Source organism: Bacillus sp. Bvel1 (genome assembly GCF_014872755.1).
Taxonomy (GTDB): domain Bacteria; phylum Bacillota; class Bacilli; order Bacillales; family Bacillaceae; genus Bacillus; species Bacillus velezensis.
Window position 1 is genome coordinate 702296 of sequence record NZ_JAAOBZ010000008.1, and the last position, 25296, is coordinate 727591.

Genomic DNA, 25296 nt, shown 5'->3' on the forward strand with positions numbered 1-25296 from the left:
CGTTCCCAACAATATATATACACAATTTTATTCAGTTATGCACAGGATTTTGTGTATAACTCCCTCCTTATTCACAGACCAATTTCCATAAATGAGTCATATGTCACAAGGATTATTTTGAATTTTCAAGAAATATATACTAGATTTCTAATTTAGATAAAGAAAAAGGGGGAAACACGATTGAAAAAAGGAATCATCCGTTATCTGCTTCCGGCTTTTGTCTTATCCTTTACCTTATCCACAAGTTCACAGGCTGCGCCGGCAACAAAACCGCAAACTCCTGATCTTGAGAAGGCTGAGGTATTTGGTGACATTGATATGACCACCGGCAAACAAACGACAGTCATCGTCGAGCTGAAGGAAAAGTCACTGGCGGAAGCAAAGGAACTCGGCAAAGCACAGACAAAAAGCAAGCTGAAAAGCGAACGCTCAAAAGTAAAAAAGAAAGCGCTCAAAACCATTAAACACGGAAAAATCAACAGGGAATATGAGCAAGTGTTTTCCGGCTTCTCCATGAAACTCCCGGCAAATGAAATTCCGAAACTGTTGAGTGATCAGGATGTCAAAGCGGTTTATCCGAACGTCACCTATCATACCGATCAGCTGAAAGATAAAGACATCACCCTATCTAAGGATGCCGTGTCTCCGCAGATGGATGACAGCGCGCCTTATATAGGGGCAAATGACGCGTGGAAGCTCGGCTATACGGGGAAAGGCGTCAAGGTGGCCATTATTGACACCGGTGTCGAATATAAACACCCTGACTTAAAGAAAAATTTCGGACAATATAAAGGATACGATTTTGTGGATAACGATTACGATCCTGAAGAAACGCCGTCCGGTGATCCGAGAGGCGCGTCGACTGACCACGGAACCCATGTCGCGGGCACGGTAGCGGCAAACGGAACGATTAAAGGCGTAGCGCCGGATGCTACACTCCTTGCCTACCGTGTGCTCGGTCCGGGCGGAAGCGGAACAACGGAGAACGTCATCGCCGGTATTGAACGCGCCGTACAGGACGGAGCGGATGTCATGAACCTTTCTCTCGGCAATTCTGTGAATAACCCAGACTGGGCGACAAGCACGGCGCTTGACTGGGCGATGTCAGAAGGCGTCACGGCCGTTACATCAAACGGAAACAGCGGGCCGAACAATTGGACCGTCGGCTCTCCGGGAACGTCCAGAGAAGCTATCTCCGTCGGAGCGACACAGCTGCCGCTGAACGAGTACGCCGTCTCCTTCGGTTCCTATTCCTCAGCGAAAGTAATGGGGTACAACAAAGAAGATGACATAAAAGCACTGAATAAAAAAGAAACAGAGCTCATAGAGGCGGGTATCGGCGAGCAAAAGGATTTTGAAGGCAAAGATCTGAAAGGAAAAGTCGCGGTCGTCAAACGGGGCAGCATCGCCTTTGTGGATAAAGCAGACAACGCCAAAAAAGCGGGCGCGATCGGTATGGTTGTGTATAACAATGCCCCGGGAGAAATTGAAGCCAACGTACCGGGCATGTCCGTGCCGACGGTTAAGCTTTCATCAGAAGACGGCGAAAAACTCGTCAGCCAATTAAAAGCGGGCGGCACAAAAGCGACATTCCATTTATCCGTGGCTAAATCGCTCACTGAACAAATGGCAGACTTTTCGTCACGCGGTCCGGTTATGGACACGTGGATGATTAAACCTGACGTCTCCGCTCCCGGCGTAAACATCGTCAGCACCATTCCGACCCATGATCCGGCCGACCCGTACGGCTACGGATCGAAGCAGGGAACGAGCATGGCTTCCCCGCATGTAGCCGGCGCAGCTGCCGTCATCAAGCAGGCCAAACCGAAATGGAGCCCGGAACAAATAAAAGCCGCTCTTATGAACACGGCGGAAACCTTAACGGACGCGGACGGTGACGTATACCCGCATAATGCGCAAGGCGCCGGAAGCATCAGAATCATGAAGGCGATCAAAGCAGACTCCCTTGTCGCCCCGGGAAGTTATTCTTACGGAACGTTTATGAAAGACAAAGGCAATGAAACGAAAAAAGAAACCTTTACGATTGAAAACCAATCGTCCATCAGAAAATCATATCAGCTCGAGTACTCTTTCAACGGCACGGGCATTACCGTTTCGGGCACAGACCGGGTCGTGATCCCCGCTCATCAAACCGGAAAGGTCAATGCGAAAGTAAAGGTCAATGCCAAAAAAGTAAAGGCAGGCACCTATGAGGGAACCGTCACAGTGCGTGAAGGCGGAAAAACAGTCGCAAAAGTGCCGACGCTGCTGATTGTAAAAGAGCCGGACTATCCGCGCGTAACGTCAATCGACGTACAGGACGGCACAACGCAGGGAACCTACCAAATTGAAACCTATCTTCCGGCTGGAGCCGAAGAGCTTGCCTTCCTTGTATATGACAGTAATCTTGACTTTGTCGGCCAAGCCGGCATCTACAAAAAGCAGGATAAAGGCTATCAATATTTCGACTGGAACGGCAAAGTCAATGGTGACACCGCACTGCCGGCAGGAGAATATTATATGCTGGCCTATGCCGCGAACAAAGGGAAATCAAGCCAGGTGCTGACTGAAAAACCTTTTATCATTGAATAACCGAACAACCCTGCTGGAGCATCAGCAGGGTTTCTTTCTGATTAATCGGCAAAAGCTTCTCGAAGCAGGCGATATGACTGAAGTTTATCTTCAAAATGATGAGTAATGGTCACAGCCATTACTTCTTCTGTTGCGTATGCTTTACTGAGAGCCAGAATCTGTTCCTTCACTTGCTGCTTCGTTCCGATGATCATCCGATTCCGATTATCGGCAATTCGTCTTTGTTCATACGGTGTATACGTATTGCCGCGGACGGTTTCGTAAGACGGTACGCCGTGAAGCGGAATCCCCTGTTCACCCGCAAGCAGCGTATAATCCATGACGGCCGCGAGTTCCTCCGCTTTCTCTTCCGTGTCCGCGCACAGCACAAACACCGCCACGGCTGTTTTTGGTTCTTTTCCTAATAGAGAAGGTTTAAATCTGCGCTTATATTGTGCTGTCGTGCTTTCTCCGCCTTCTCCATTAATAAAATGGGCAAACATATAGCCTGCTCCCATTTCTGCGCTCAGAAGCGCGCTTTCCCCCGAAGAACCGAGAAGCCAGACTTCCGGCGCCGTCTTAATAAGGGGTGATGCGGTCAGATTCGGAAAACGGTGATTGTCATCCGCTGCATCATGCAAATACATCGCCAGCTCACGAAGCTGCTGCGGATATTGATCAGCATTACGCTTCCCTCCGTCATTCAGCGCCCATGATGCGATCGGCATTCCGCCCGGCGCTCTCCCTAATCCGAGATCGATTCTGCCCGGCGTCAACCCTTCGAGCACGCGGAAATTCTCCGCCACTTTATATGCGCTGTAATGCGGAAGCATCACACCGCCTGATCCTACCCGAATGTCATTCGTTTTCGCCGCAATATGGCTGATCAGCACTTCAGGGCTTGAGCCCGCCAACCGCTCTGAAAAATGATGCTCTGACACCCAAAACCTCTTATATCCGAGCTTTTCCGCCTCCTGCGCCAATCTTACTGTATTCCGCAGTGCACTTTCCGCAGAACAACCTTCTGATACAGGAGATTGATCCAATATACTTAATGAAATCATCACTGTCACCTCATCAACATCGTACCACTGCTAAGCCGTTTTTTCTTTCTGTATGCTTATAAGCATCCCTGATGATAAACATTTATATACCTTGTTCCATTTTGTCGAAATATGTTACACGTGAAACATAAAAAAACCTCTCCCGGTCAGGAGAGGTTTTTTCTTAATTCTTTTGAAAACCTTTATCTTTTACATATTGATTTAAATAGGTTCTCGGTTTTTGTTTCATGAACTGCAGGATTTGATCAGACCACGTTTCAACCCGCTTGCCGTTTGTCCGTTTATCATAATAATCGGAAATGGTTTCATCATATTCCTTCATATAACTGCGGAAGTTTTCTTCATTCGTATCGTACGTGTTTTCATGATATACGGCTTGTTTCGGCAGGCGCGGCTTTTGACCGGACGGATGAGCGGGATGACCGACTACCAAGCCGAACAGCGGCAGCACATGGTCAGGTGTACCAAGCACTTCTGTCACCTGATCAAGTTCATTTCGAATGCCTCCGATATAACAAATGCCGAGTCCCATTGATTCCGCGGCAACACTTACGTTTTGTGCGGCAAGTGCGGCATCAATGATGCTGACCATAAACATTTCCGTATTCTCAAGAAGCTCGGTAATGTTTTCTCCTTTTTCCTCAGCAAGTTTTTTATGGCGGTACAAATCAGCGCAAAACACAAACAAGTGCCCGTTATTTTCGACGTAAGGCTGGTTTCCGGCCAGTGCCGCCAGCTTCCGCTTTTTCTCCTTATCGGTTACGCCGATGATGGAGTAAGCCTGCACGTAACTGGACGTTGACGCCGCCTGGGCGCTTTTCACTAATGTATCTATCTCTTCTGCTGTCAGAAGCTCGTCAGTAAATGATCGGATCGACCGATGATTAAGTATGGTTTCGATGGTATTGTTCATATATAAAGCCTCCTTCTCTATATATCATATCCGAAAGAGTATCATGCCAAAAGCGAAATGCTCTAAACAAAAAAAGACAGCCCGAAAAACGAGCCGTCTCACATTAAGAATTGAACAAGTAGCTTTTATATTTCGTCAGCTGCACACTTGCGTTATATACGATCCCGAAGCTGATTAATGTAGAAAGCACCGAGCTCCCCCCATAGCTGACAAACAGCAGCGGAATACCGGTAACCGGCATAATGCCGATATTCATCCCGATGTTCTGGAAGGTGTGAATCACGATAAGTGCAGTAAATCCTACGCAAAAAAACGCACCAAATCGGTTAAACGCATGCAAGCGGTCAATCAGCACCACAAGCCTGTAAATTAAAAAGAAAAACATGACAACCACAATGGCGCAGCCTAAAAACCCAAAACTTTCACCCAAAATCGCAAAGATAAAGTCGGTCTGTCCCTCAGGTACGTACACCTTCAGATTATGAACGCCGTTTCCGGTAATGCCGCCCGATCCGATCGCCATAACGGCCTGATCCACCTGCCAGCTTTTATCGCTCTCGGCCTGAGTCGTTGCCGCACTGGAGTCAGACATCCACGATGTAATCCGGTTAATTTGATAATCCGCAATACCGATCGAATTCGCCACATGGGGAAATTCAATTACCAGCACTAAGAATAGGCCAAGCACAAGCGCGGCCGAACCGCCGATAATGGTGATCAGCTTCCAGTTTACACCTGACATAAACACCATCACCATAACGATAAACAGACAGATCGCACCCGTTCCGGCATCCTGCAAAACGATCATCCCGATCGGAATAACCGTCCATGCCGCAATTTTCAAAAGCAGATTGACATCTTCCCGAAGTGATCTTTGATCTTTCGGGCCCGCCTTCGATATAATGGACGCGACCATCATCATAATTCCTATTTTCGTAAACTCAGAGGGCTGGAGGGTAAAGCTGCCGATTTGAAACCAGCTCTTCGCTCCGTTTTTGATCGGCGCGATGGATTCCGGCGCCACACGCAAAAGGAGCAGCGACAGCACGCCGGCAATCAATACGTACAGACTCAGTTTCTCAAGCTGCTCTAAATCAAAGTACAGCAATAATCCGATGAATCCCGCACCTATAACATAGAAGACAATCTGTTTCATCCAGGCACTGCCTCCATACTGCCCGAACTGTCCGGCCGCATAAATCGCCGCAACACTAATTATTAAAAACACACCAAATATAAAAATCAAATCCCCCTGATAATAGGGATTTTGCTGTTTCTTATATCGACTCATTCTATCCCGCCTTACATTTTCATCGGAAGTCACTATTGTTTATTATACATGAACACCGTTCAAGAAAACATGATGAGGTTGCTTCCTTTTTATTTTTTATGGTTTGGGGACTACACGACATATGACGTGTCAGAAAAGGAAATGTTTCGGTCATGATGAAACTTTTCCGATAAAAAACCCCTTCTCGTCAGAAAAGGGGTTTCAGTCTATGTTTAACGTCATAAACAAGCTGTTCGGGTCCTCTTTATAATGTGCAAACGGATCACAATATTGAAACCCTGCTTTTTCATACAGGCGTCTGGCGGGGAGAAAAGCCTCCATAGAACCGGTTTCTAAGCTGATCCGCTGATAGCCCCGCCGCCTTGCTTCTTCAAGCATATGGCGGAGGATCCGGTTGGCTGCGCCTTTTCTGACATGATGCGGAGCCGTTTTCATTGATTTGATCTCACCGTGCCGGCTGTTTAGCTCCATTAAGGCGCCGCAGCCGAGCAGGACGCCGTTTTCCCTCGCACTCCAAAACGTAACGTCAGGCTGACGCAGCCGGTCCGCATTGAGCGCGTGTATACTTTCCGGGGGAGAATGCATGGTCATGCTCTTCAGATGTTCCTGCAAAAGCGCAATGACGTCCGGCGCTGTGACATCGTCTTTTGTTATGTCCACTTCAAAACCACCCTTGCTGTGCATGTTTTCTTTGAACATAGCAAAGGTTCACAGCCTGTGCCATTCCCTTGTCCGGAAATGTGACAGGGTATTTGACCTTTCCGGTTTCTTGTACCTATCCAAAAATGAGGCAATAGTTGCAATACATTTCTCGAAAAAGCGGTATCAAAAATTGGAAAACATGGTATAATAATTGTAACAAAATGTTCAAAAAACGACCACAAAACAGACACATTTTATTCTCTGTATTTCATTTTGGAAACGCTCCCATAAAATGAAAGGAGACATGTAAGATGGACATGTTTTTTGCTTATTTACTGGTCGCAAGCGCAACACCCCTCTTTATCTGGCTGGATAACAAAAAAGTCGCTCTTTCGGCCATACCGCCAATTATTCTCATGTGGGTTTTCTTCTATTTTTACGCAACCAGCAGCCTGTCCCCTCTCGGCCACACACTCATGATCATCCTGTTTGCCGTCAACGTCATCGTTGCCCATATCGCCGCCTTTATCATTTACGGCCTTCCGCGCCTGCGCCGGAGAAGAAGCCAATAAAGGCACAAAAAACCCTCTTCGCCTGAACGAAGAGGGTTTCTTTTTATTCCTGATGTTCGGAATGTTGCTTCGCACCGCCAGGAGGGTTTCCATCCATATGGTCACCGTGATGGTAGTGCGCCGCAAAGATCCAGATGGAACCAAGGATGATAACAATCGCTCCGAAAAATCCGAAGAGCGTGTTTCCGACTTGAATCCCGCCGTTTTCGCTTTCTGTCATGTGCATGAACATGAGAAGCTGAAGACCGGCTTGGATAAATGCGAATCCGAAAATGATCCACAGTTTTGCTGATGAGCTTAAATCCGTATATACCGCAACCCAAAGGGCCAGCAGGGTCAGAATAATAGACAACGCAAAACCTACGATATGCTTCCACGGAAAGTGGCTGTGTTCAGCAGATTTGTTTGCCATATTATAGTCCCCCCAATCCGATGAGATAGACGCCTGTAAAGATGAAGATCCAAACAACGTCTAAGAAGTGCCAGTATAAACTTGAGATAAAGATTTTTGAAGACGTCTGCGGCGTTAATCCGCGTTTCTTCAATTGCAGTAAGATGCCGGCAATCCAGAAGATACCGATCGTTACGTGCGTTCCGTGCGTTCCCAGAAGGACGAAGAATCCAGACCAGAAAGCACTTGTACCGAGAGATGCTCCTTCATGTACATAGTGGATGAACTCGTTAAGCTCACATCCGACGAAGCCCGCACCGAGAAGAAGCGTAATGATCGTCCAAATGACGACGCCTTTTAAACTTCCGCGACGCATTTCATGAACAGCGATCCCGCAGGTGAAACTGCTGATCAGAAGCAGGAATGTCATGATCATGACAAGCTTCACTTCAAATAATTCAGCCGGTAAGACTCCTCCTGCTGTTCTTCTTTGAAGAACGAAGAAGGTTGCAAATAGTGTTGAGAACAACACAATCTCTGCCCCTAAAAAGATCCAAAACCCGAGAATATTGAGTCTGCCGGTTTCAGATTGATATTCCATAGGCGCGTTAGAATTGCCGTGTTCTGCATGTTCCATAAATCACGCCTCCTTTATTCGGAAATCTTTCTTTCCGTCTCTTTTATTTCTTCAACAGGTATATAGTAGCCATTGTCATATTCAAATGAACGAAGCACCATGCAAAGCAGAATGCCGATCAAGCCGACAATGCCCATCCAGAACCATTCAAACACAAGTCCGAAGCCAGCAATACCGAACGCCACTGACATAATAAGCGGTCTTCCGGAGTTGTGCGGCATATGGATTTTCTTGAACTTGCTTTCCGGATGAATATCCGTTTTGTCTTCTTTCAATTGCAGGTACGCATCTTGAGATTTCACTTCAGGAAGCACCGCAAAGTTGTAATGCGGCGGAATCGCAGATGAAGTCGCCCACTCAAGCGTACGTCCCACGCCCCATGAATCTCCGCTGATCTCGCGAGTAGAGTAGCGGAAGCTGTAGTAGATGTTGTAGCAAAGGATTAAGAATCCGACACCCATCATGAAGGCTCCGACAGTTGAAATAAAGTTCAATGCAGTCCATCCGTCATTCGGTCCGTAAGTGTAAATACGGCGAGGCATACCTTGCAGCCCCAAGAAGTATTGAGGGAAGAAACATACATTAAATCCGATCATAAAGATCCAGAAGAACCATTTTCCGATTCTTTCGTTCAGCTTGTGGCCGAACATTTTCGGATACCAGAAAATAAATCCTGCGAAACATGCAAATACCGTACCCGCGATCAGCACATAGTGGAAGTGAGATACGAGGAAGTACGTATTATGGTATTGATAATCCGCTGCAGCCATCGCAAGCATAACCCCTGTTACCCCGCCGACAACGAAGTTCGGGATGAACGCAAGCGCCCACAGCATCGGTGTTGTAAAACTGATCCGGCCTTTATACATCGTAAAGAGCCAGTTAAAGATTTTAACCCCGGTCGGAACCGAAATCGCCATCGTTGTAATCGAGAAGAAAGAGTTAACGGACGCACTGTTCCCCATTGTGAAGAAGTGGTGGGTCCATACAAGGAAACTCAGGACGGAAATGGCGATAATTGAGCCGACCATCGCTTTGTAACCGAATAACTGCTTTCTTGCAAACGCTGAAATAATTTCAGAGAAAATACCGAATGCCGGTAAGATAACGATATATACTTCAGGGTGTCCCCAAATCCAGAACAAGTTAGCCCAAAGCATCGGCATACCGCCGGCTTCCAGCGTGAAAAAGTGAGCGCCGAACAAACGGTCAAATGATAACAGCGCCAATGCCACTGTCAAAACAGGGAAGGCGAATACGATAATAACCATTGTAATCAGCGTCGTCCATGTGAACATCGGCATACGCATCAGCGTCATGCCTTTTGTACGCATTTTCAGGATCGTCACCATAAAGTTGATACCCGTCATCAGCGTACCGATACCGGCAATCTGAAGACCGAGCAGGTAGAAGTTCTCACCAGGCCCGGGACTCATGTCGTTGCTTGCCAGCGGCATGTAACTCGTCCATCCTGCGTTCGGAGAACCTCCGATAACGAAAGAAATATTGAAAAGCATCGCACCTACGAAGAACGTCCAGAAACTCAGGTTGTTCAAGTAAGGGAATGCTACGTCGCGCGCACCGATCTGCAAAGGTACGACAACGTTGATCAGACCGATTAAAAACGGCATCGCCATGAAGATAATCATGATCGTACCGTGAGTCGTAAAGATCTCATTATAGTGGTTTGAGTCTAAAAAACTGTTATTAGGAAGCGCTAACTGGGCGCGCATCATCAAGCCGTCGACCCCGCCGCGGAACAGCATGATAACAGCAGAGATAATGTACATGATTCCAAGTTTCTTATGGTCTACAGACGTCAGCCATTCAGACCAGAGCCATTTCCACTTTTTGAAGTATGTGAGTACAACGATGATAGCGATAGTGGAAAGCGCAATGGAAACTTGTGCGCCCAGAATTAATGGGTCACCTGTTACAAAAAATTCATCCCATCTCAATTTCATTCGGGCTTCCTCCTTTCTTGTTCAATTTCAATCTTGTTTATCGTCGGATACTTTAAATTCGTTTTTCTTTACATCTTCCCACGGGTCTGTTTTAGAGTGCGGTGATACGGCTTTGTAGCCAAGGCGTTTGCGCGCCTCCATCGCATATTCGGCATCTTGGCCGTGGTCAACGTATTTTAAGTGTGTAGAAGAGAACGTTAATTTTCCGACATTCTCCGGAAGCATCAGTTCGTCATACTTCTCTTTCGTCAGCTTTGGAGAATCGCTTTGGGCTTTTTTCACCCAGCTGTTAAAGTCTTTTTGCGTAACAGCTTTTACGTTGAATTTCTGGTCGGCAAAGTGTTCGCCGGTGAAGTTCGCGTTGCGGCCTTCATATGTTCCCACTTTGTCAGCCTGTAAGTATTGATCCATCAGCATTCCCGCCATCGCGTATTTTTGTCCCCCAAGCTGAGGAATCCATAGCGATGCCATTGAATCTGCTGAAGAAATTTTAAATAAAACCGGACGGTCTACAGGAATGTTCAGGTAGTTAACCGTCTCAATATCCTGCTCAGGGTAGCTGAATACCCATTTCCAGTCTACCGAAGTAGCATAAACAACAAGAGGCTCTTTATCCTTTGTCGCTTCAGGCGCTTTTTCTAACGAATATATCGTCTGTACGGTAGGCACAGAAAGTGCAATAACAATTAAAATTGGGATCACTGTCCAGACTACTTCTAAGAACGTGTTGCCGTGCATCTCGGGCTTGTAATTTCCGCTGTCTTTGCCTTTGCGGTCGCGGTATTTCACTAAAATAATTGTAAATAGTACGAATACGACGCCGACAATGAACAGCATAAATCCGATTGACAAGAGAATCAGATCTTTCTGCTGGTCTGCTACAGGTCCTTTCGGATCTAAAACGGAAATGTCGCTGCATCCGCCCAGTACGAAAACAACAGCCAACATCGCTAATAAAAGTAACGGTTTAAATGCTCTGAACAAGAAGATCACCATCCTTCCTATTGATGTAGTGAATCTGAAATGTACTTTCTCAAAATCTTTTCTCTATCTACCTTGTTATGCTATCAAAATCTGCCCTTATTAGCTTTATTTTTTTCTAAAGTTCATCTTTTTTTCGACCTAATGTCACAAAATCGTCAAAAAATGCATGAACTTTTTCCACTTGCGTAAGTCAAACATAAAAAGTTTTAGATCATTTAGCATATATAGAGAAAAAAGATAGCGAGAACGAATAATACCAAATAAAGGTTTACCATAATAAAAATCGCTGGTCAACAAAAAGTTTCATTTTGTTAAACATTCTACAAAAGAATTATTTTTTCCTTTGCTCACACCTTTTCACACGGTTTCCATTTTAACGCAACGCATTGTGAAAAAAAAGACCGGAACGCGCCTTGATATGTTCATTATAAAAAACGCATTCATATGTTTAATATGGACAAAACGAAGGAAACATATAGGCATAAATAATAAAAAATAGGAAGTGATATTTATGGGTTTTATCGTATCTCTGATTGTCGCTATTATTATCGGCTGGATCGGAAGTTTATTTGTAAAAGGCAGTATGCCCGGGGGAATCATCGGGTCAATGATCGCCGGTCTGATCGGCGCATGGATCGGGCACGGACTGCTCGGCACATGGGGGCCTCACCTTGCCGGCTTTGCCATCATTCCGGCAATCATCGGAGCTGCGATCGTGGTATTCTTATTCAGCCTGATCGCCAGAAGCAGAGGATAAAAAAAGCCTCGTCCCTTATGGGATGGGGCTTTTTTCCGGTAGAGCGCCCAAATGGCGGATAAACCGCCGGAAAGCCGCTCTGCCTTCTTCTGTCTGTTTAAAGACGCCGGCATGCTCCAGTATCCGCGCAAAGGCATGGCCGATTTCCTCTTTCAGAATCTGTTCCGCATTTTCTTTCGTTACCTTCCGCTTATGCAGCACACTGAGCGCCCAATCTTTATGCTTTGCCGCAGAAGGGTCTGCCGTTAAGACCGCCTCCGGGTCCGGTGAGCACAGCGCTTCAGCCGTGTATTTCATTTCTTGTTCAAGGCGGCCCGGCAGAATCGCAAGCCCCATTACCTCAATCAGTCCGATATTTTCTTTTTTCAGGTGATGAACTTCCTGATGGGGATGAAAAATTCCCAGCGGATGCTCATCAGAGGTGCGGTTATTTCTGAGGACGAGATCTAATTCGAATAAACCGTTTCTCCGCCTGGCAATCGGCGTAATTGTATTGTGCGGTGTTTCTCCTGAACAGGCGAGGAGATCAGCCGCCTCATCGGAATAACCGCGCCATGCCCGCAGGATGGCATCCGCCGCGCCGGAAAGCTCAGACGCGCTCTCGCTTTGCAGGCGGATGACCGACATCGGCCACTTCACAATTCCCAGCACCGTTTTCGGATAGTCAGGCAGCCTGTACCAGCTTTCTGTCTCCGCCAGCGCCATCGGGAATTCATAATGGCCCCCCTGAAAATGGTCGTGGCTTAAAATACTGCCGCCGACGATCGGCAGATCAGCATTGGAACCGAGAAAATAATGAGGATACTGGCTGACGAACGACAGCAGCCGGTCAAACGTTTTTTTGCTGATCTTCATCGGTTCGTGCCGGTCTTTCAAAACGATGCAATGCTCCCGGTAATACACATACGGAGAAAATTGCAGAAACCACTGCTCATCGCCGAGAATGACCGGAATGACACGAAGGTTTTGACGCGCCGGGTGATCCGGTCTCCCCTTGTACCCGACATTTTCTTTACAAAGAACACATCCCGGATAATCGGATTGAGGCTGCTCTTTGGCAGCGGCAATTGCTTTCGGATCTTTTTCCGGTTTTGAAAGGTTGATCGTGATGTCCAGCTTTCCGTAAGCCGTCTCAGCCGTCCATCCGACATTCCGCTGTATTCTGTCCGAACGGATATAATACACATCCTCTGAAAATCGGTAAAACGCCTTTGTCGCCTGCTCCGGCCCGTGCACCGCCTTTGTTTCTTCAAAACGACGCACAATCTCGGACGGCTGCGGGGCAAAGCAGCCCATGATCTTCGCGCTCAGCAGGTCGCGATAGGTGTCTGTATCGGCTGCAATCCGGCCCGTTTCTGCCGCCCATTCATAAATCGGGGCCAATATGTCCGGCAATGATGCCGCCGATTCATTTTCTTTCTGTTCTGAAGCCTCCGGATGGGTAATATGCAAAGTTTCATATAAACGGTTTCTTGTATATTCAATATCAAGAAATGAAATCAGCTCTTTTTGCAATCCGTACCGGATTAAACGTTCCACGTGCCGCTCAATTGCCATCGTCATCCCCCTTTAGTTCTCTCGCTCCGGCGCCGATATCCGCCGTGTAAAAGTCAGCTTTTCTCTCTGTCTTCTCCTCATAGCGGTCCCCGTTAGCTCTCCGATGAGATTCACTCTGCCGGGCGCAAAGAAAAAGCGCAGGTCTCGGATTCCCCGAATACATCAGCAAACGCTTTCTTTATTTTGCGCTTCAAACGCATCCCCTTTTCACCATTACACTTTCCCCCCGGGACGCGGAAAGAAACGGTTATGACACGCCCTCTTCTTTCGCTTTTCTGAAGACAATCCACTTGCTGGCCGCATAGTTGACGACTACGATAATGACGTTATCGGCGATTTTCGCCAATGTTTCGTTCATATGAAATTGACTGACCAGAAGAATCATCATGGCGAGATCGATGGCGAGAGACAGTACCCGCACGCTGAAAAAGGCCGTTAATTCTTTCATCAGACTCCGCATCCCCGCGGTCTTTTGCTGAAAGACATACCGTTTATTCGTAACATAAGCAAATAGAACGGACAGAATCCAAGCGGCGACAGTCGCCGCCTTGTAATCCATCTCAAATGCCGACGTCAGAATGTAAAAACTGACGATATTCACGATGGTCGTGAATATCCCCATAATGATATACATCATAATTTCTCTGTAGCGCATGGCAGTTCCTCGCTTTCTGAAAGACTTTTCTAAACCTTTTGTCAAATCAAGAAGAACGTTACCCTGATTTTCTGCCGCTGACAAAAACATAGAGCGCGTCAAACATGCTGCGGAAAGTAACCGGCCTTCCCAGCACATTGGATTGCTTAATCATCCCGTCGATGAGCGCGCACATCATGTTAGCGGTATGCTCGGTATCTATATGGTCTTCTATTAAATTTCTCGATTTGAGCCAATTTATGTACATGGTGCTTTCTTCTATCCATAACTTATACAGGCGGATATAAGCTTCATATTCACTGACGACTTTGTAAGTAGGCATATGAACGGCAAAAGACACAACATTCCAGGCAGGCTTGCTGTTTACAAACCGCATCAACAGGCTGGCCGCGCTGGCCGCGGCTTCACAAAGCGTCAACGGCCGCTCTGTTTGCTTTTCTAATTCGTCGAGATAGCCAGTGATGATCCTTTTTTTAATCTGACGCCTCTCTAACAAATGCTTCAGAAAATCTTCCTTGCTTTCAAAATGAACGTAAAACGCCCCTTTGCTGAAACCCGCCGCTTTACTGATGTCATCGATTGAGACTGAATCGTAAGCTCTTTCAATCAGGAGATGAAGGCCTGCGTCAATAAAACTTTCAAATGTTTCTTCTCTCTTAATTTGAAATTTGTTTTTTTTCATTTTTTACCCCAGCTGTTTGATCATTCACTTTATCTTACACCGAATCATTCTTTTGCGGTATTTTTTATGCAAAAAGAATATGCTAATCGACGTTTTGAGGGTAAATGTTAATAGGTCATATGGTTTATTTTTATTTGCATACTATCCAGTCAGTATTTATTTGTTTATTATTATATGTAAGAATTCTTGAAGGATTTTGGTTATTTCAGTCATTTTCTTAGGGAATAGGTAGGTGAATTCATCTTCAATTTGGGATTACCGGCCAACTATGTGTGATATTTGTTATACATTGGCTGCTGTAGCTGGGCAAATCAATTTTTCAATTGGAGGTTCTTATGAAAACTCATGTAATGAAAGATATAGATCAAGATTGGCAATTGTTAATTCAAGAGGCTAGAATCATGGGTTTGCACATTGACGATGTGAGGCGCTTCTTAAATACTGAAAAAGCGGTGAAGAAAAAAACACCAATGAAAAACACCATCCGCCAGCGGTAAGATTACAGGCGGATCCTTTTACTATATGACCTGCCACAGTCCGCCCGCACCCGAGTTTTCAAAGGAACACCCGCAATAAGAGGGGAATCAGAGAACAAACCGTATACCGGACAACCATTCCCGTCCGCATTCCGCAATTGAACAGCCAAACATGGTGATATGAGATCCCCCCGCTGCATATCTTGTGTATTATGCCCATTTATGAGGTGATACACAGATGGATACGAATCCCTATTATGATGAAAAACAACAGAACTACTACGAAGGCCTGAATCCTTATTTATTGAACAAAATAGACGAAAACTGGCGGACAGTGCTTGATGTCGGCTGCGGCACGGGCAATTTAGGAGCGGCGATCGAAGACCGCGGAATAACGGTTTACGGCATTGAAGCGTATCCCGAAGCCGCAAAAAAGGCGGAAAGCAAATTGAGCCACGTGCTTTGCGGCGACATTGAATCCGCCATTCTTCCGTACGAATCAGAGCAATTCGACTGCATGCTGTTCGGAGACGTTCTTGAGCATCTTATCGACCCGTGGACAGTGCTGAAAAAGCTTCGTCCTTATGTAAAAAAAGACGGCACGGTGCTTGCATGCATACCGAATGTCGGCCACATCTCAGTCGTGCTGGAGCTTTTAGCCGGCAAATGGACTTACAGTGACGCCGGATTAATGGATCAGACCCACCTGCGTTTTTTTACCCGGGAAGAGACTCTTTCATTATTTAAAGCCGCCGGCTATGAGGTCAAACGCATTGAGGCGATCCGCGTTGATCACCCTTCTTACCACAAAGCCATCGCATCATTGCACGAAGTATGCGTACAGCTTGGCATAAGGCATGACTTTATGACAGAAGCATCGGCCTATCAATATGTGATTGAGGCCGAGAGGAGCATGTAATGGATTCACATTCATTTCTGTTTGTCGTCTGTGTGAATGATGAGTCGCTGTACTCCCGGTGCAAGAGCCATATCATGCAGCTTACCGTCCCCCCTTCATACTCCGTTGATATCATGCCGATATACGATTCAGCAAGCATGGCCTCGTCCTACAACAAAGCGCTGAAACACCCCTCCAAATATAAAATTTATCTGCATCAGGATACTTTTATCATTCATCAGCATTTCCTTCATGACATGCTTCATATCTTTCAATCTCATCAGGAGCTCGGCCTTCTCGGTGTCGCCGGCTGCAAAACCCTGCCGCCGAACGGCATTTGGTGGGAAAGCGGACAGCGGATGGGAAAAGTGATTGAATACCGGGGGAATGCTTATCACCCGCTGGATTTTGAGCACGGTGATGAAGACGGCCTGTTTACGCCCGCTGACGCCATTGACGGCTTGTTAATGGCGGCTCAATATGACGTGGAGTGGCGGGAGGATTTGTTTCGCGGCTTTCATTTTTACGACACATCACAGTCGCTCGAATTTCAAAAACACGGCTATCAAGTCGGCGTCGCCTGCCAGAAAGACCCTTGGTGCCTTCATTTTTGCGGCGACTCCTTTGACGCCGCGGCATATGAAGCGGACAGACAAACATTTGTCAAACACTATATGGCAAAGCCCTCTCGCTGATCGAGAGGGCTTTTTTCGGGTTAACGTTTATTCAGTTCCCGCTCAATGATTTGTTCAAAGGTTTCCTTTCCCGCCGCGCCAGGGATTCTCTCATCGCCGATGATAAACGTCGGCACTGCCGTAATGCCGGCTTCCTCATAAGCATGGCGGAGCGCTTCCCGCTGTACGTCCTTGTACGCTCTTGTCTCAAGCGCCTCTTTGAAGGCAGCGCCGTCAAGTCCGGCTTCTTCCGCAAGCTTTGTCAGCACGCCAACGTCACCGATATTTTGTTCTTCCTGAAAGAACGCCTGAAAAACGCGTGTATGGTATTCGCTTCCTTTCCCGTGTTCCTTTGCGAAATGAAAGCCTTCAAATGCCAAATCCGTGTATGGATGCGGTGACACGCGGGGGAACGTGATTTCAACGCCTAACGACTGCGCCATCGGCTCAATGGAGTTTTTCCACATCTGCCGCTTGGCGGGATCATTCACCGGATCAAGTTTCGGCGAGGGGCTCGGACGCAATTCAAACGGCATCCATTCCACCTGTACGTCCTTGTCCTTGATTGCTTCTTCAAACGCCGCTTTGCCGACATAGCAAAACGGACATACATAATCAGAATATACTTTAATCTGCAGTGTCATTGTAAGTCTCCTTTCCTTATCATTTTAAGTTGTAACTTTTATAGTTACAAGTGTTTTTTTAAAAAAAACACCCTCCATATGGAAGGTGTCACGATTCCAGCAGCCTTTGGGCGATATATTCTCCTTTTTTACAGCCGCCGGGACAGGCGAATAAGGAAGAGCCGATCGTTTGTGTGTATTCATTCAGCGCATCCTTTGCCGCCAAAGCCTTCAGCATCGGGACAAATTGGCGGTCCGGGTCTTTTTGAAAGCAGATAAACAACAGGCCTGCGTCAACATAGCCCGTCTTCGGATCAATTCCGTCCGTATAGGAAAATGCCCGGCGCAGAATCTGTCTGCCGGTTGATTTTGCCACGCTGACATGCGAGTCGGCGGGAATTTGATTCAGCTTCACGGGATCGGTTTCCTTTTTTTGTCCGAAAGGCGCGCCCGAGCTTTTCACCCGCCCGAACGTGTCCTCTTGTTCCTTCAAGGATGAACGGTCCCATATATCTAAAAACATCTTAATTTTCCTAAACGCCATGTACGTGCCGCCCGTCATCCAGTCCGGCTCTCCTGATTGAACCCAAACGATCGAATTCATCAGGTTTTCATCCTTCGTGCTTTGGTTGCCGGTGCCGTCTTTGAATCCGAAGAGGTTGCGCGGTGTTTCTCCGTTTTTTCCGCCGCTTAAGAAACCTTTATTAAGAAAGCGGACTTCACACACGCCTGTTGCCTGTTTCATCAGGTTGCGCACCGCGTGAAACGCCGTTTGTTCATTATCCGCGCAGACCTGTATGACGATATCACCGCCGCCTTGTTTCTTATCGAGCTTGTCGTTAGGCATCGGCGGAATATCGGCGAGGTGCTTCGGTTTTTTATCCTTCAGTCCGAAGCGGTCCTTCCCGTCTTTCTCGAAAAACCCGGGGCCGAAGCCGAAGGTAACGGTCAAATTCGCCGGTGCCAGATCCTGCGACTCCCCGGTATCCTGCGGAGGCATATATTTATTTTTCTGTTCGCCTGACGGGACGGCGCCTGAAGTCAGCAGCTGCGTCAAGCTTGTCCATTGTTTGAAAAGGGAGATGACATCGGCTTTGTCGCTTGACATGACATCAAGCGCCGCAAAATACACATACGTCTGATGCGCCGTTGTGATTCCTGCTTGGTGCTTTCCGTAAAAAGGAACGATTTGATCACGATCACGTTTTTCATCATTCTTCTTTGAAGCGGTGGCCGCCGGTTTGAAGAGCGGCGCGAGTCCTCCGAGGCCGCTCGCTCCGACAGCGACGGCTGCGCCCGCGACGGCGCCCCACTTCAGGACATCCCGTCTGTGGATCTGTTTTTCCTTGTTATGTTCATCGCTCATGCTGTGTCTTAACTCCTTTTAAAGCACATCGGCAATCTTCGACATGGTTTCAGAAAGGGCCGTCAGCTTCGTGCTTATCTCTCTGATTTGATCTGTACTTAATGTATCACAAGACGTATACATTGATCGCACGTTTTGTATTTCGACATCAAAACTTCAAATTCGCTGAATTCCGCATTAAGTTTTTCCGTGACCTCGAAATGGTCTCTCACTGCGCGCTATTCACTGTTTTATAGAGGGCTTTTGAGCCTGCGGTGATTGGTTCAGGCGTCACTTTGAGAGAAGCGATAGAGCCGTCAAACGTTTCGGTCGATATTGCAAGCTTGATTGCTCTGTTCTTGACATACGGCTTATATTCCCCCAGTCCGTCACGCCTTTTTGCGCACACAGAAAAAGGGCCGCCCTATCGGGACAGCCCTGCTTTGGAGCGCCGAATTTCCTCTGAAAACTTCCGCGCCGCCGCTTTTGGATCTTCGGCTTGGCTGATGGCGCTGATCATGCTGACGCCGTCTGCACCCGCTTCAATGACGGGCGCCGCGTTGTCAGCCGTAATGCCGCCGATTCCTACAATCGGAATGGTGATGCCCTGACGCCGTACCTCTTCAATCAATGTAACGCCCTGCACGGCTTCAGCATCTTTTTTTGTTTCGGTCGGATAGACCGGGCCCATTCCGACGTAATCGGCTCCGGCTTCTTCCGCCCGCTTCACCTCGGAGACGTTATGTGCTGACACACCGAGAATCATATCGCCGATTGCCGCTCTCGTTTCTTCGGCGTCTGCGTCATCCTGTCCGATATGCACTCCGTCCGCCTCAAGGCGCAAGGCCAATTCGACATCATCATTAATGATGAAAGGAATCCCGGCCTGCCTGCAGACATCCTGCACCCGCTTCGCGAACAGGACACGTTCATACCCTGTTAAAGAACCGCTCCCCTTTTCCCGAAATTGAAAAAGCGTAGCGCCGCCCTCAATTGCTTTTTTCACCACGGAAACCGGGTCTGCGCTTGTATTGTTTGATCCCATAATAAAATAAACCGATAACATATCCTTCATCATTTCCCGAGAAATACGCGTCATTTTTCTGTCACCCTTTCAATTGCAGCAAGCTCAGCCGCTTCTTGTTCTGAGATGCTTGCCAGCTTGTTTAAAAGCTCAATCTGGAAGCTGCCCGGCCCCTTATGGGAGGTGTCCAAAGCGGCAAGCTGAGCGGCGCTTCCGTATACAGAAACGGCTGAAACGGCCGATTGCAGAACGTCCTGCCCCGCTGCGCAGAAGGCTCCGATTACAGACGTCAGCAGGCATCCCGCCCCCGTCACCTTCGTCAGCAGTTTATCACCGTTATGTACGGCGTATGTGTCGGTGCCGTCGGAGATGACGTCGGTTTTTCCGGTAATCGCAATGACCGTCTTCAGCCCGCTTGCAGCCGTCTTAGCGAGCTGAACCACATCTCCTCCGGCTTCCCCCGCATCCACGCCTTTTATCTTCCAATCAGGGGCGCCGGCAATATTGGCAATTTCCGCGGCATTTCCGCGAATAACGGACAAGCGGACCTCCTGTATGATCTTGCGGGCTGATGCCGTCCGAAACGGCGTGGCGCCGGCGCCTACCGGATCTAAAATGACCGGAACACCGTTTTCATTGGCCGATTTTCCGGCTGCGATCATAGCTTCAACCGATGCCGAGCTGAGGGTGCCTATGTTCAGGACGAGCGCTCCGGCGATTTTCGCCATGTCGGCAGCCTCCTCAATTGCATAAGCCATAACGGGCGATGCGCCGAGCGCGAGCAGTCCGTTAGCGGTGAAGTTCGTGACGACATTATTGGTGATACTGTGAACGAGCGGGTTTTGATCCCGCACTTTACTCAAGTGTTGAGCTGCGGTTTGTGCGTCCATGCTTAATCATCCTTTTTTCTCTTTTTCGGATTCCATAAATACGATTTCGTATGCTCCAGCCAGGCTCTGGCGGCAAAGGACATATAGCGGTCCTTCCGCCAAATGATGGCTAAATGCCACGGAATGACCGGATGAACGAGCGGAATGGTTCTGACTTTGTCAGGATCAAGACCGCGGCAGATTCTTTCCGGCAGCAGGCCGATACCGAGATTGGCGGATACCATTTCGCTGATAAAGTCCCACTGTGATGTTTCATAAATGACATGCGGCCTGAATCCGGCTTTCACGCATTCCGTCATAATTCGATTATGAAGGACAAAATCCTCCCTGAAAAATATGAACGGCTCTTCTTTCAATTCATGAAGACTGCATTCTTTCTCGTCAGCGAGCCGATGTGACGGATGGACGACAAGCATAAGGGTTTCCTTGACGATTGTGAAGGTATGAAAAATCTCTTCATTCGCGGGAAGCACGACGACCCCGATATCAAGCGAGCCGTCCTCCACCCCTTGCTGCACTTTAATAGAGCCGTCCTCAACAAGCTGAAACGTCACATCGGGGTATGTGACGCGGAAGTCACCGAGCACTCTCGGGAAAAAGCCGGACCCGATCATCGGCGGAAGACCGATGCGGACGTGCCCTTTCTTCACTTCCATAATATCGTTCAGCTCTGACGTCAGGTTTTGGAATGACTTTGTGATTTCCTGCGCCTGCACATACATGCTCTGCCCGGCGTCAGTCAGTTCAACTTGCCGGCCATTGCGGTAAAACAGTTTAATGCCGAGCTCCGTCTCAAGGTTTTTAATCATTTTTGAGATTGTCGGCTGTGAAACATACAGAGACTGTGAAGCCTTCGTAAAGCTTTTCAAACGGGCCACTTCCAAGAAATACGTTAAGTGCCGGATATCCATTACATTTCATCCTTTCTATAGACAAAAGGAATACACATTATTCTTTATATGTATTTTACCTATAGCAAAACCTTCTGTACAATATAAATATAAGGGAGGCATCATTATGAAAAAATTGCTGCTTACCGTTATTCAAATCGCTCTGCTGTTTATATTTGCGCGTCTGATCAATTGGGTCACGGCGGCTCTTCATATAAATATTCCCGGCAGTATAATCGGGATTGTGATTCTTTTCACATTATTGCATTTCAAGATTATCAAACTTGAATGGATTGAGCTTGGCGCAGCATGGCTCCTCGGTGAGCTGCTGCTGTTTTTCATCCCGTCTGCCGTCGGAGTGATTGAATACGGAGATATTATGTCTAAATTCGGCGTAAGCATTTTACTTGTCGTCGTCATCAGCACATTTGTCGTGATGGTTTCAACAGGTACGCTTACACAGCTGATAGCAAAAAGAAAGGAGAAAAAACAAACGTGTTCATCGGAATCATAAGTTTATTCTTAACTGTCTTAGTGTATTTGGGCGCGAAAAAACTCTACATTCGTTTTCCGCGGGTGTATACGTCGCCGCTTCTGATTACGCCCGCTGTTTTGGTCGTACTGCTGCTTCTTGTCAATGTCCCGTATCAGACATACAATCTCGGCGGCGGACTGCTGACCGATATGCTTCAGCCGGCAACAGTGGCGTTCGCCATCCCGCTTTATAAATATTTCCCGATTTTAAAGAAATACGCCGTGGAAATTATTTTGAACGTAGCGGTCGGTTCATGTATCGCCATTCTGTCAACAGCCTTTATCGCAAAATGGTTCAATCTCGGCAGCAGCTTAGTCGACAGTCTCGTGCCGCGATCCGTGACGACGCCGATTGCCATGAACGTTTCAGAAATGATCGGCGGGATGCCGGCCGTTACAGCGGTTTTCGTCATTTTAACGGCTTTATTGGGAACGATCATCGGGCCGATGGTCATCCGCTATTTCCGCATTGATAACGAAATTGCCCGGGGCGTGCTGCTCGGAACTAGCGCGCACGGAGCGGGAACATCTAAAGCATTTGAGCTCAGCTCCGTATCAGGAACGATCTCAAGCGTGTCCATGATTCTCGCCGCGATTATGACACTGTGCGCGGCCCCGATTTTGCTTTCGTTTATGTCATAAAAGACTGCTCCTTACAGAGCGGTCTTTTTTTAGTTGGCCATGAAGAATTGATTTGTCTGTCCTTCATAAAAAGACGAAAACACGATATGATAAGACATGAAGTGAAAAGACTGAAGAACGGATGTGTCATATGAACGGCCAGCAGCGAAGCAGCATCAGAAAAGGACTTGAAGTCGATATCGTCCTGAAAGCCGATCAGCATTCAGGAAAGCTGACAAGAGGAATCGTGAAGGATATTTTGACGAACTCAAGCTTCCACCCGCGCGGCATTAAGGTCCGCCTTGAAGACGGGCGAATCGGCCGAGTGCAGCACATTATTGAATAGAAAAAAGCCGGAGCTTCACGCCCGGCTTTTTTTCTTTAATTTCAGCAATGAAATCCTCATATGTTCTCCCTTTATATACAAAAAATTTTTAACCAACTATTGACTCTTACGTTGCGTAATACTTTAAAGTAGCCATTAAGGAGGCGGCAAACGTAATGGGTATGAAAGTAAAAGAAGTAGCTGACCTGATTGGAGTAAGCATACGCACTCTCCATCATTACGATCAAATTGGATTATTGACTCCTCAGGAAACGACCGATTCCGGTTATCGGCTTTATTCTGAAGAGAATCTTGAACAGCTGCAGCAGATACTATTTTTCAAGGAGCTCGATTTCTCCTTAAAAGAGATTAAAGAAATCATTACTAATCCTTCATTTAACCGAAGGGAAGCATTCATTTTACAAAAGAAAATGTTGATTGAGAAACGGAATAGAGTCGATAAGATGATTGAAACCATCGATAAATCAATCAAACATATGATGGGAGAGATTTGCATGACGAACAAAGAGCGGTTTGAGGGAATGAACTTCAATCATAATCTTTATGAGCAAGAAGCCCGCAAACGGTGGGGTGATCAACCTGTCGATAAGGTAAATATTAGATTGAAAAACATGACTGATGGTGAGCAAAAAGATTTATCTGATAAGTGGACTGCAATGTTCAATAAATTTGCACTCCTTATTAACCAATCTCCCGATTCCCCAGACGTACAAACAGCTATCAAAGAGTGGTTTGATTTTCTCAATGAAAATTTTGGTGAATATTCTTTTGATGCCTTTTACGGATTAGGTCAACTCTATATTAAAGATGAACGCTTCACTAAGAACATCGACCGGTATGGTGAAGGGTTGGCGAAGCTCATGAGTGATGCCATTACAATTTATATAGATACTCAAAAAAAGGGTGGTGCCCATTAAAATCATTATCGAGGATACAATTGGGCGGAGGGATTAGTGAGGCCACTTTACTCGGCACAGATGAGATACTAAGTAATAGCGGTTTTTTTCTTTAAACAGTAAGATATGAAGATTATTTTGTCCCGTATTAAAGCGATGGAAGAGGGTTTTCTTTTCCCCCTCTTTCCACGCTATAAATGATATCCTATTTTTTCCGCAAGAAAACAACCTTCAAATAGTTCCCTTCTTTAAACGCGGGAATCGTTTTGAAATCTTCCGGAAGCGTGTATTCTTCCAAAATGTCGTAACGCTCATTTGTTTCTTTAAAGGCGGTCTCTATAAAACCTTTAAATTTCTTCATATTGAAGGCGCTGCTGTTTGTCGAAGCGACGATGATGCCGTTTTTTGCGGTGATGGCGATCGTTTCCTTCAGCAGGTTTTTATAATCTTTCGCCGCGCTGAACGTCCGTTTTTTTGTGCGGGCGAAAGAAGGCGGATCAAGGATGATGAGGTCAAACGCCAGCCCTTTTTTCTCCGCATAGCCGAAGTATTTGAAAACATCCATGACCTTAATGTCATGCGCCTCATAATCAATTCCGTTGGCGCTGAACTGTTCAATCGTTTTTGCGAGACTGCGGTTGGCGACATCGACGCTGGTCGTTTTCTCAGCTCCGCCAAGCGCCGCCGCAACGGAAAATGCCCCCGTATAAGAGAACGTATTCAGCACCCGTCTGCCGTTTGCATACTTGTCCCGAATCGCTTTGCGTACATGACGCTGGTCTAAGAAAATGCCCGTCATCGCCCCATCGTTTAAATCCACCGCGTACCGTATGCCGTTTTCTTGAACAATGACCGGAAAATCTCCTCTTTCGCCTTTGACAAAATCGTCGTCTTCCACGTATTGCCCGGCAGTATCGAATCGTTTCTTTTCATAGATCGCTTTATAAGAAAGCTCCAGTCCGTCAATCGCCTCAATCATGCTGTCCTTATAAGCGTAAATTCCTTTACTGTACCATTGAATCAGCAGATAACCGTCATAAAAGTCAATCGTGACGCCGCCGATGCCGTCGCCCTCACCGTTGAAAAGCCGGAACGCCGTCGTATCGGGCGCGTTAAACAGATGGGCTCTTGCTTCAGCCGCTTTTTTCAGCTTGTCCAGAAAGAAACGTCCGTCGATCCGTTCATCTCTCGCGCGGGACAGCACCCAGCCGACTCCTTTATTCTGCAAACCGTAATAGCCTTTTCCGATAAACTCGCCCTTCTCGGATGTCACATCAAAAAGATCGCCCTCTGTTAAATGAGCCGAGCTTCCGGACAGAGCGTCTTTTTCAATCAGGGGGAATCCTTTTTTCAGCTTTCCGGCAAATGTATCTTTCACTGTAAGTAGCTTCATTGTGCA

The 25296-nt window shown here is 47.0% G+C and carries 27 protein-coding genes and 3 pseudogenes; 10 read left to right on the top strand and 20 right to left on the bottom strand.

The window, feature by feature from the left end; all coding sequences use genetic code 11:
• Positions 1-180 precede the first annotated feature (180 nt).
• The gene (locus HAP68_RS17900) at positions 181-2592 is read left to right on the top strand and encodes a S8 family peptidase (protein ID WP_014306056.1); all 2412 of its coding nucleotides are present in this window, start codon (positions 181-183) and stop codon (positions 2590-2592) included.
• A gap of 41 nt (positions 2593-2633) precedes the next feature.
• On the opposite strand, the gene HAP68_RS17905 is transcribed toward HAP68_RS17900, so the two are convergent.
• The 4 genes from HAP68_RS17905 to HAP68_RS17920 form a co-directional block, all read right to left on the bottom strand.
• A complete protein-coding gene (locus HAP68_RS17905) occupies positions 2634-3635 on the bottom strand; it encodes an LLM class flavin-dependent oxidoreductase (protein ID WP_003150946.1) in 1002 nt (333 codons plus the stop codon).
• A 163-nt stretch (positions 3636-3798) separates the two neighbouring features.
• Positions 3799-4548 carry an oxygen-insensitive NADPH nitroreductase gene (gene nfsA, locus HAP68_RS17910; RefSeq protein ID WP_003150944.1) on the bottom strand — a complete coding sequence of 250 codons (750 nt, stop codon included), beginning with the start codon at positions 4546-4548 and terminating at the stop codon, positions 3799-3801.
• Between the two features lie 103 nt (positions 4549-4651).
• The gene (locus HAP68_RS17915) at positions 4652-5839 is read right to left on the bottom strand and encodes an FtsW/RodA/SpoVE family cell cycle protein (protein ID WP_015387531.1); all 1188 of its coding nucleotides are present in this window, start codon (positions 5837-5839) and stop codon (positions 4652-4654) included.
• A gap of 201 nt (positions 5840-6040) precedes the next feature.
• Positions 6041-6499 (bottom strand): GNAT family N-acetyltransferase, encoded by a 459-nt coding sequence (locus HAP68_RS17920; protein WP_024085944.1) that lies wholly within the window; start codon positions 6497-6499, stop codon positions 6041-6043.
• A gap of 293 nt (positions 6500-6792) precedes the next feature.
• On the opposite strand from HAP68_RS17920, the gene ywcE reads away from it, so the two are divergent.
• Positions 6793-7053, top strand: a complete 261-nt coding sequence (ywcE, locus tag HAP68_RS17925; protein ID WP_003150937.1) for a spore morphogenesis/germination protein YwcE — start codon at positions 6793-6795, stop codon at positions 7051-7053.
• A 43-nt stretch (positions 7054-7096) separates the two neighbouring features.
• On the opposite strand, the gene qoxD is transcribed toward ywcE, so the two are convergent.
• From qoxD to qoxA, 4 genes are read right to left on the bottom strand one after another with little or no spacing between them, the layout of a single operon-like run.
• Positions 7097-7465, bottom strand: a complete 369-nt coding sequence (qoxD, locus tag HAP68_RS17930) for a cytochrome aa3 quinol oxidase subunit IV (RefSeq protein WP_003150932.1) — start codon at positions 7463-7465, stop codon at positions 7097-7099.
• 1 nt (position 7466) lies between these two features.
• Positions 7467-8081 (bottom strand): cytochrome aa3 quinol oxidase subunit III, encoded by a 615-nt coding sequence (gene qoxC / locus HAP68_RS17935; protein WP_003150930.1) that lies wholly within the window; start codon positions 8079-8081, stop codon positions 7467-7469.
• Between the two features lie 14 nt (positions 8082-8095).
• Entirely contained in the window at positions 8096-10045 is a 1950-nt protein-coding gene (gene qoxB, locus HAP68_RS17940) for a cytochrome aa3 quinol oxidase subunit I (protein ID WP_012118743.1), read from the bottom strand.
• A gap of 27 nt (positions 10046-10072) precedes the next feature.
• Positions 10073-11038 carry a cytochrome aa3 quinol oxidase subunit II gene (qoxA, locus tag HAP68_RS17945; protein ID WP_014306059.1) on the bottom strand — a complete coding sequence of 322 codons (966 nt, stop codon included), beginning with the start codon at positions 11036-11038 and terminating at the stop codon, positions 10073-10075.
• Between the two features lie 502 nt (positions 11039-11540).
• Between qoxA and HAP68_RS17950 the strand changes: the two genes are divergently transcribed.
• Complete coding sequence (locus tag HAP68_RS17950; protein WP_003150926.1) at positions 11541-11786, top strand: GlsB/YeaQ/YmgE family stress response membrane protein; 246 nt, start codon at positions 11541-11543, stop codon at positions 11784-11786.
• 15 nt (positions 11787-11801) lie between these two features.
• Here the strand turns inward: HAP68_RS17950 and galT are convergent, their stop codons facing one another.
• From galT to HAP68_RS17970, 5 genes and pseudogenes are all read right to left on the bottom strand, one after another.
• Positions 11802-13343, bottom strand: coding sequence for a UDP-glucose--hexose-1-phosphate uridylyltransferase (galT, locus tag HAP68_RS17955; protein WP_024085945.1), 1542 nt, complete (start codon positions 13341-13343; stop codon positions 11802-11804).
• A pseudogene (locus HAP68_RS19590) lies at positions 13333-13434 on the bottom strand (hypothetical protein); the annotation flags it as partial. The pseudogene HAP68_RS19590 and the gene galT, both read right to left, overlap by 11 nt.
• Positions 13435-13457: 23 nt before the next feature.
• Positions 13458-13502 (bottom strand): annotated as a pseudogene (locus HAP68_RS19720) (hypothetical protein); the annotation flags it as partial.
• Between the two features lie 88 nt (positions 13503-13590).
• On the bottom strand, positions 13591-13977 hold the full coding sequence (locus tag HAP68_RS17965; RefSeq protein ID WP_032857211.1) for a GtrA family protein: 387 nt from the start codon (positions 13975-13977) through the stop codon (positions 13591-13593).
• A 79-nt stretch (positions 13978-14056) separates the two neighbouring features.
• Positions 14057-14680, bottom strand: coding sequence for a TetR/AcrR family transcriptional regulator (locus HAP68_RS17970; protein ID WP_003150919.1), 624 nt, complete (start codon positions 14678-14680; stop codon positions 14057-14059).
• Between the two features lie 335 nt (positions 14681-15015).
• On the opposite strand from HAP68_RS17970, the gene HAP68_RS17975 reads away from it, so the two are divergent.
• The 3 genes from HAP68_RS17975 to HAP68_RS17985 all read left to right on the top strand — a co-directional run bounded on the left by HAP68_RS17975 (position 15016) and on the right by HAP68_RS17985 (position 16749).
• A complete protein-coding gene (locus HAP68_RS17975; protein ID WP_003150917.1) occupies positions 15016-15177 on the top strand; it encodes an anti-repressor SinI family protein in 162 nt (53 codons plus the stop codon).
• 217 nt (positions 15178-15394) lie between these two features.
• Positions 15395-16075, top strand: a complete 681-nt coding sequence (locus tag HAP68_RS17980; protein ID WP_003150915.1) for a class I SAM-dependent methyltransferase — start codon at positions 15395-15397, stop codon at positions 16073-16075.
• Positions 16075-16749, top strand: a complete 675-nt coding sequence (locus HAP68_RS17985; RefSeq protein WP_024085947.1) for a glycosyltransferase family protein — start codon at positions 16075-16077, stop codon at positions 16747-16749. Before HAP68_RS17980 ends, HAP68_RS17985 begins: the two co-directional genes overlap by 1 nt.
• A gap of 20 nt (positions 16750-16769) precedes the next feature.
• Here HAP68_RS17985 and HAP68_RS17990 read toward each other — a convergent pair whose 3' ends face one another.
• From HAP68_RS17990 to cidR, 6 genes and pseudogenes are all read right to left on the bottom strand, one after another.
• Positions 16770-17372 carry a DsbA family oxidoreductase gene (locus HAP68_RS17990; protein WP_003150913.1) on the bottom strand — a complete coding sequence of 201 codons (603 nt, stop codon included), beginning with the start codon at positions 17370-17372 and terminating at the stop codon, positions 16770-16772.
• Between the two features lie 88 nt (positions 17373-17460).
• Positions 17461-18717, bottom strand: a complete 1257-nt coding sequence (gene efeB / locus HAP68_RS17995) for an iron uptake transporter deferrochelatase/peroxidase subunit (protein WP_024085948.1) — start codon at positions 18715-18717, stop codon at positions 17461-17463.
• A gap of 18 nt (positions 18718-18735) precedes the next feature.
• Positions 18736-19057, bottom strand: a pseudogene (locus tag HAP68_RS18000) (Efem/EfeO family lipoprotein); the annotation flags it as partial.
• A gap of 63 nt (positions 19058-19120) precedes the next feature.
• Complete coding sequence (gene thiE / locus HAP68_RS18010; protein ID WP_024085950.1) at positions 19121-19795, bottom strand: thiamine phosphate synthase; 675 nt, start codon at positions 19793-19795, stop codon at positions 19121-19123.
• Positions 19792-20610, bottom strand: coding sequence for a hydroxyethylthiazole kinase (thiM, locus tag HAP68_RS18015; protein WP_024085951.1), 819 nt, complete (start codon positions 20608-20610; stop codon positions 19792-19794). The genes thiE and thiM overlap by 4 nt, the downstream gene beginning before the upstream one ends.
• Positions 20611-20612: 2 nt before the next feature.
• Positions 20613-21521: a cidABC operon transcriptional activator CidR gene (gene cidR / locus HAP68_RS18020; protein WP_003150908.1), complete on the bottom strand. Its 909-nt coding sequence runs from the start codon at positions 21519-21521 to the stop codon at positions 20613-20615.
• 106 nt (positions 21522-21627) lie between these two features.
• Here cidR and HAP68_RS18025 point away from each other — a divergent pair, with 106 nt between their 5' ends.
• The 4 genes from HAP68_RS18025 (at position 21628) to HAP68_RS18040 (ending at position 23918) form a co-directional block, all read left to right on the top strand.
• Positions 21628-22014: a CidA/LrgA family holin-like protein gene (locus HAP68_RS18025; protein WP_007407725.1), complete on the top strand. Its 387-nt coding sequence runs from the start codon at positions 21628-21630 to the stop codon at positions 22012-22014.
• Entirely contained in the window at positions 21996-22676 is a 681-nt protein-coding gene (locus HAP68_RS18030) for a CidB/LrgB family autolysis modulator (RefSeq protein ID WP_014306070.1), read from the top strand. The genes HAP68_RS18025 and HAP68_RS18030 overlap by 19 nt, the downstream gene beginning before the upstream one ends.
• 130 nt (positions 22677-22806) lie before the next feature.
• Positions 22807-23001 carry a YwbE family protein gene (locus HAP68_RS18035; RefSeq protein WP_184123323.1) on the top strand — a complete coding sequence of 65 codons (195 nt, stop codon included), beginning with the start codon at positions 22807-22809 and terminating at the stop codon, positions 22999-23001.
• Between the two features lie 155 nt (positions 23002-23156).
• Positions 23157-23918 carry a MerR family transcriptional regulator gene (locus HAP68_RS18040; RefSeq protein ID WP_024085952.1) on the top strand — a complete coding sequence of 254 codons (762 nt, stop codon included), beginning with the start codon at positions 23157-23159 and terminating at the stop codon, positions 23916-23918.
• A 184-nt stretch (positions 23919-24102) separates the two neighbouring features.
• On the opposite strand, the gene HAP68_RS18045 is transcribed toward HAP68_RS18040, so the two are convergent.
• Complete coding sequence (locus tag HAP68_RS18045; protein WP_003150896.1) at positions 24103-25290, bottom strand: class I SAM-dependent rRNA methyltransferase; 1188 nt, start codon at positions 25288-25290, stop codon at positions 24103-24105.
• Between the last annotated feature and the right edge of the window lie 6 nt (positions 25291-25296).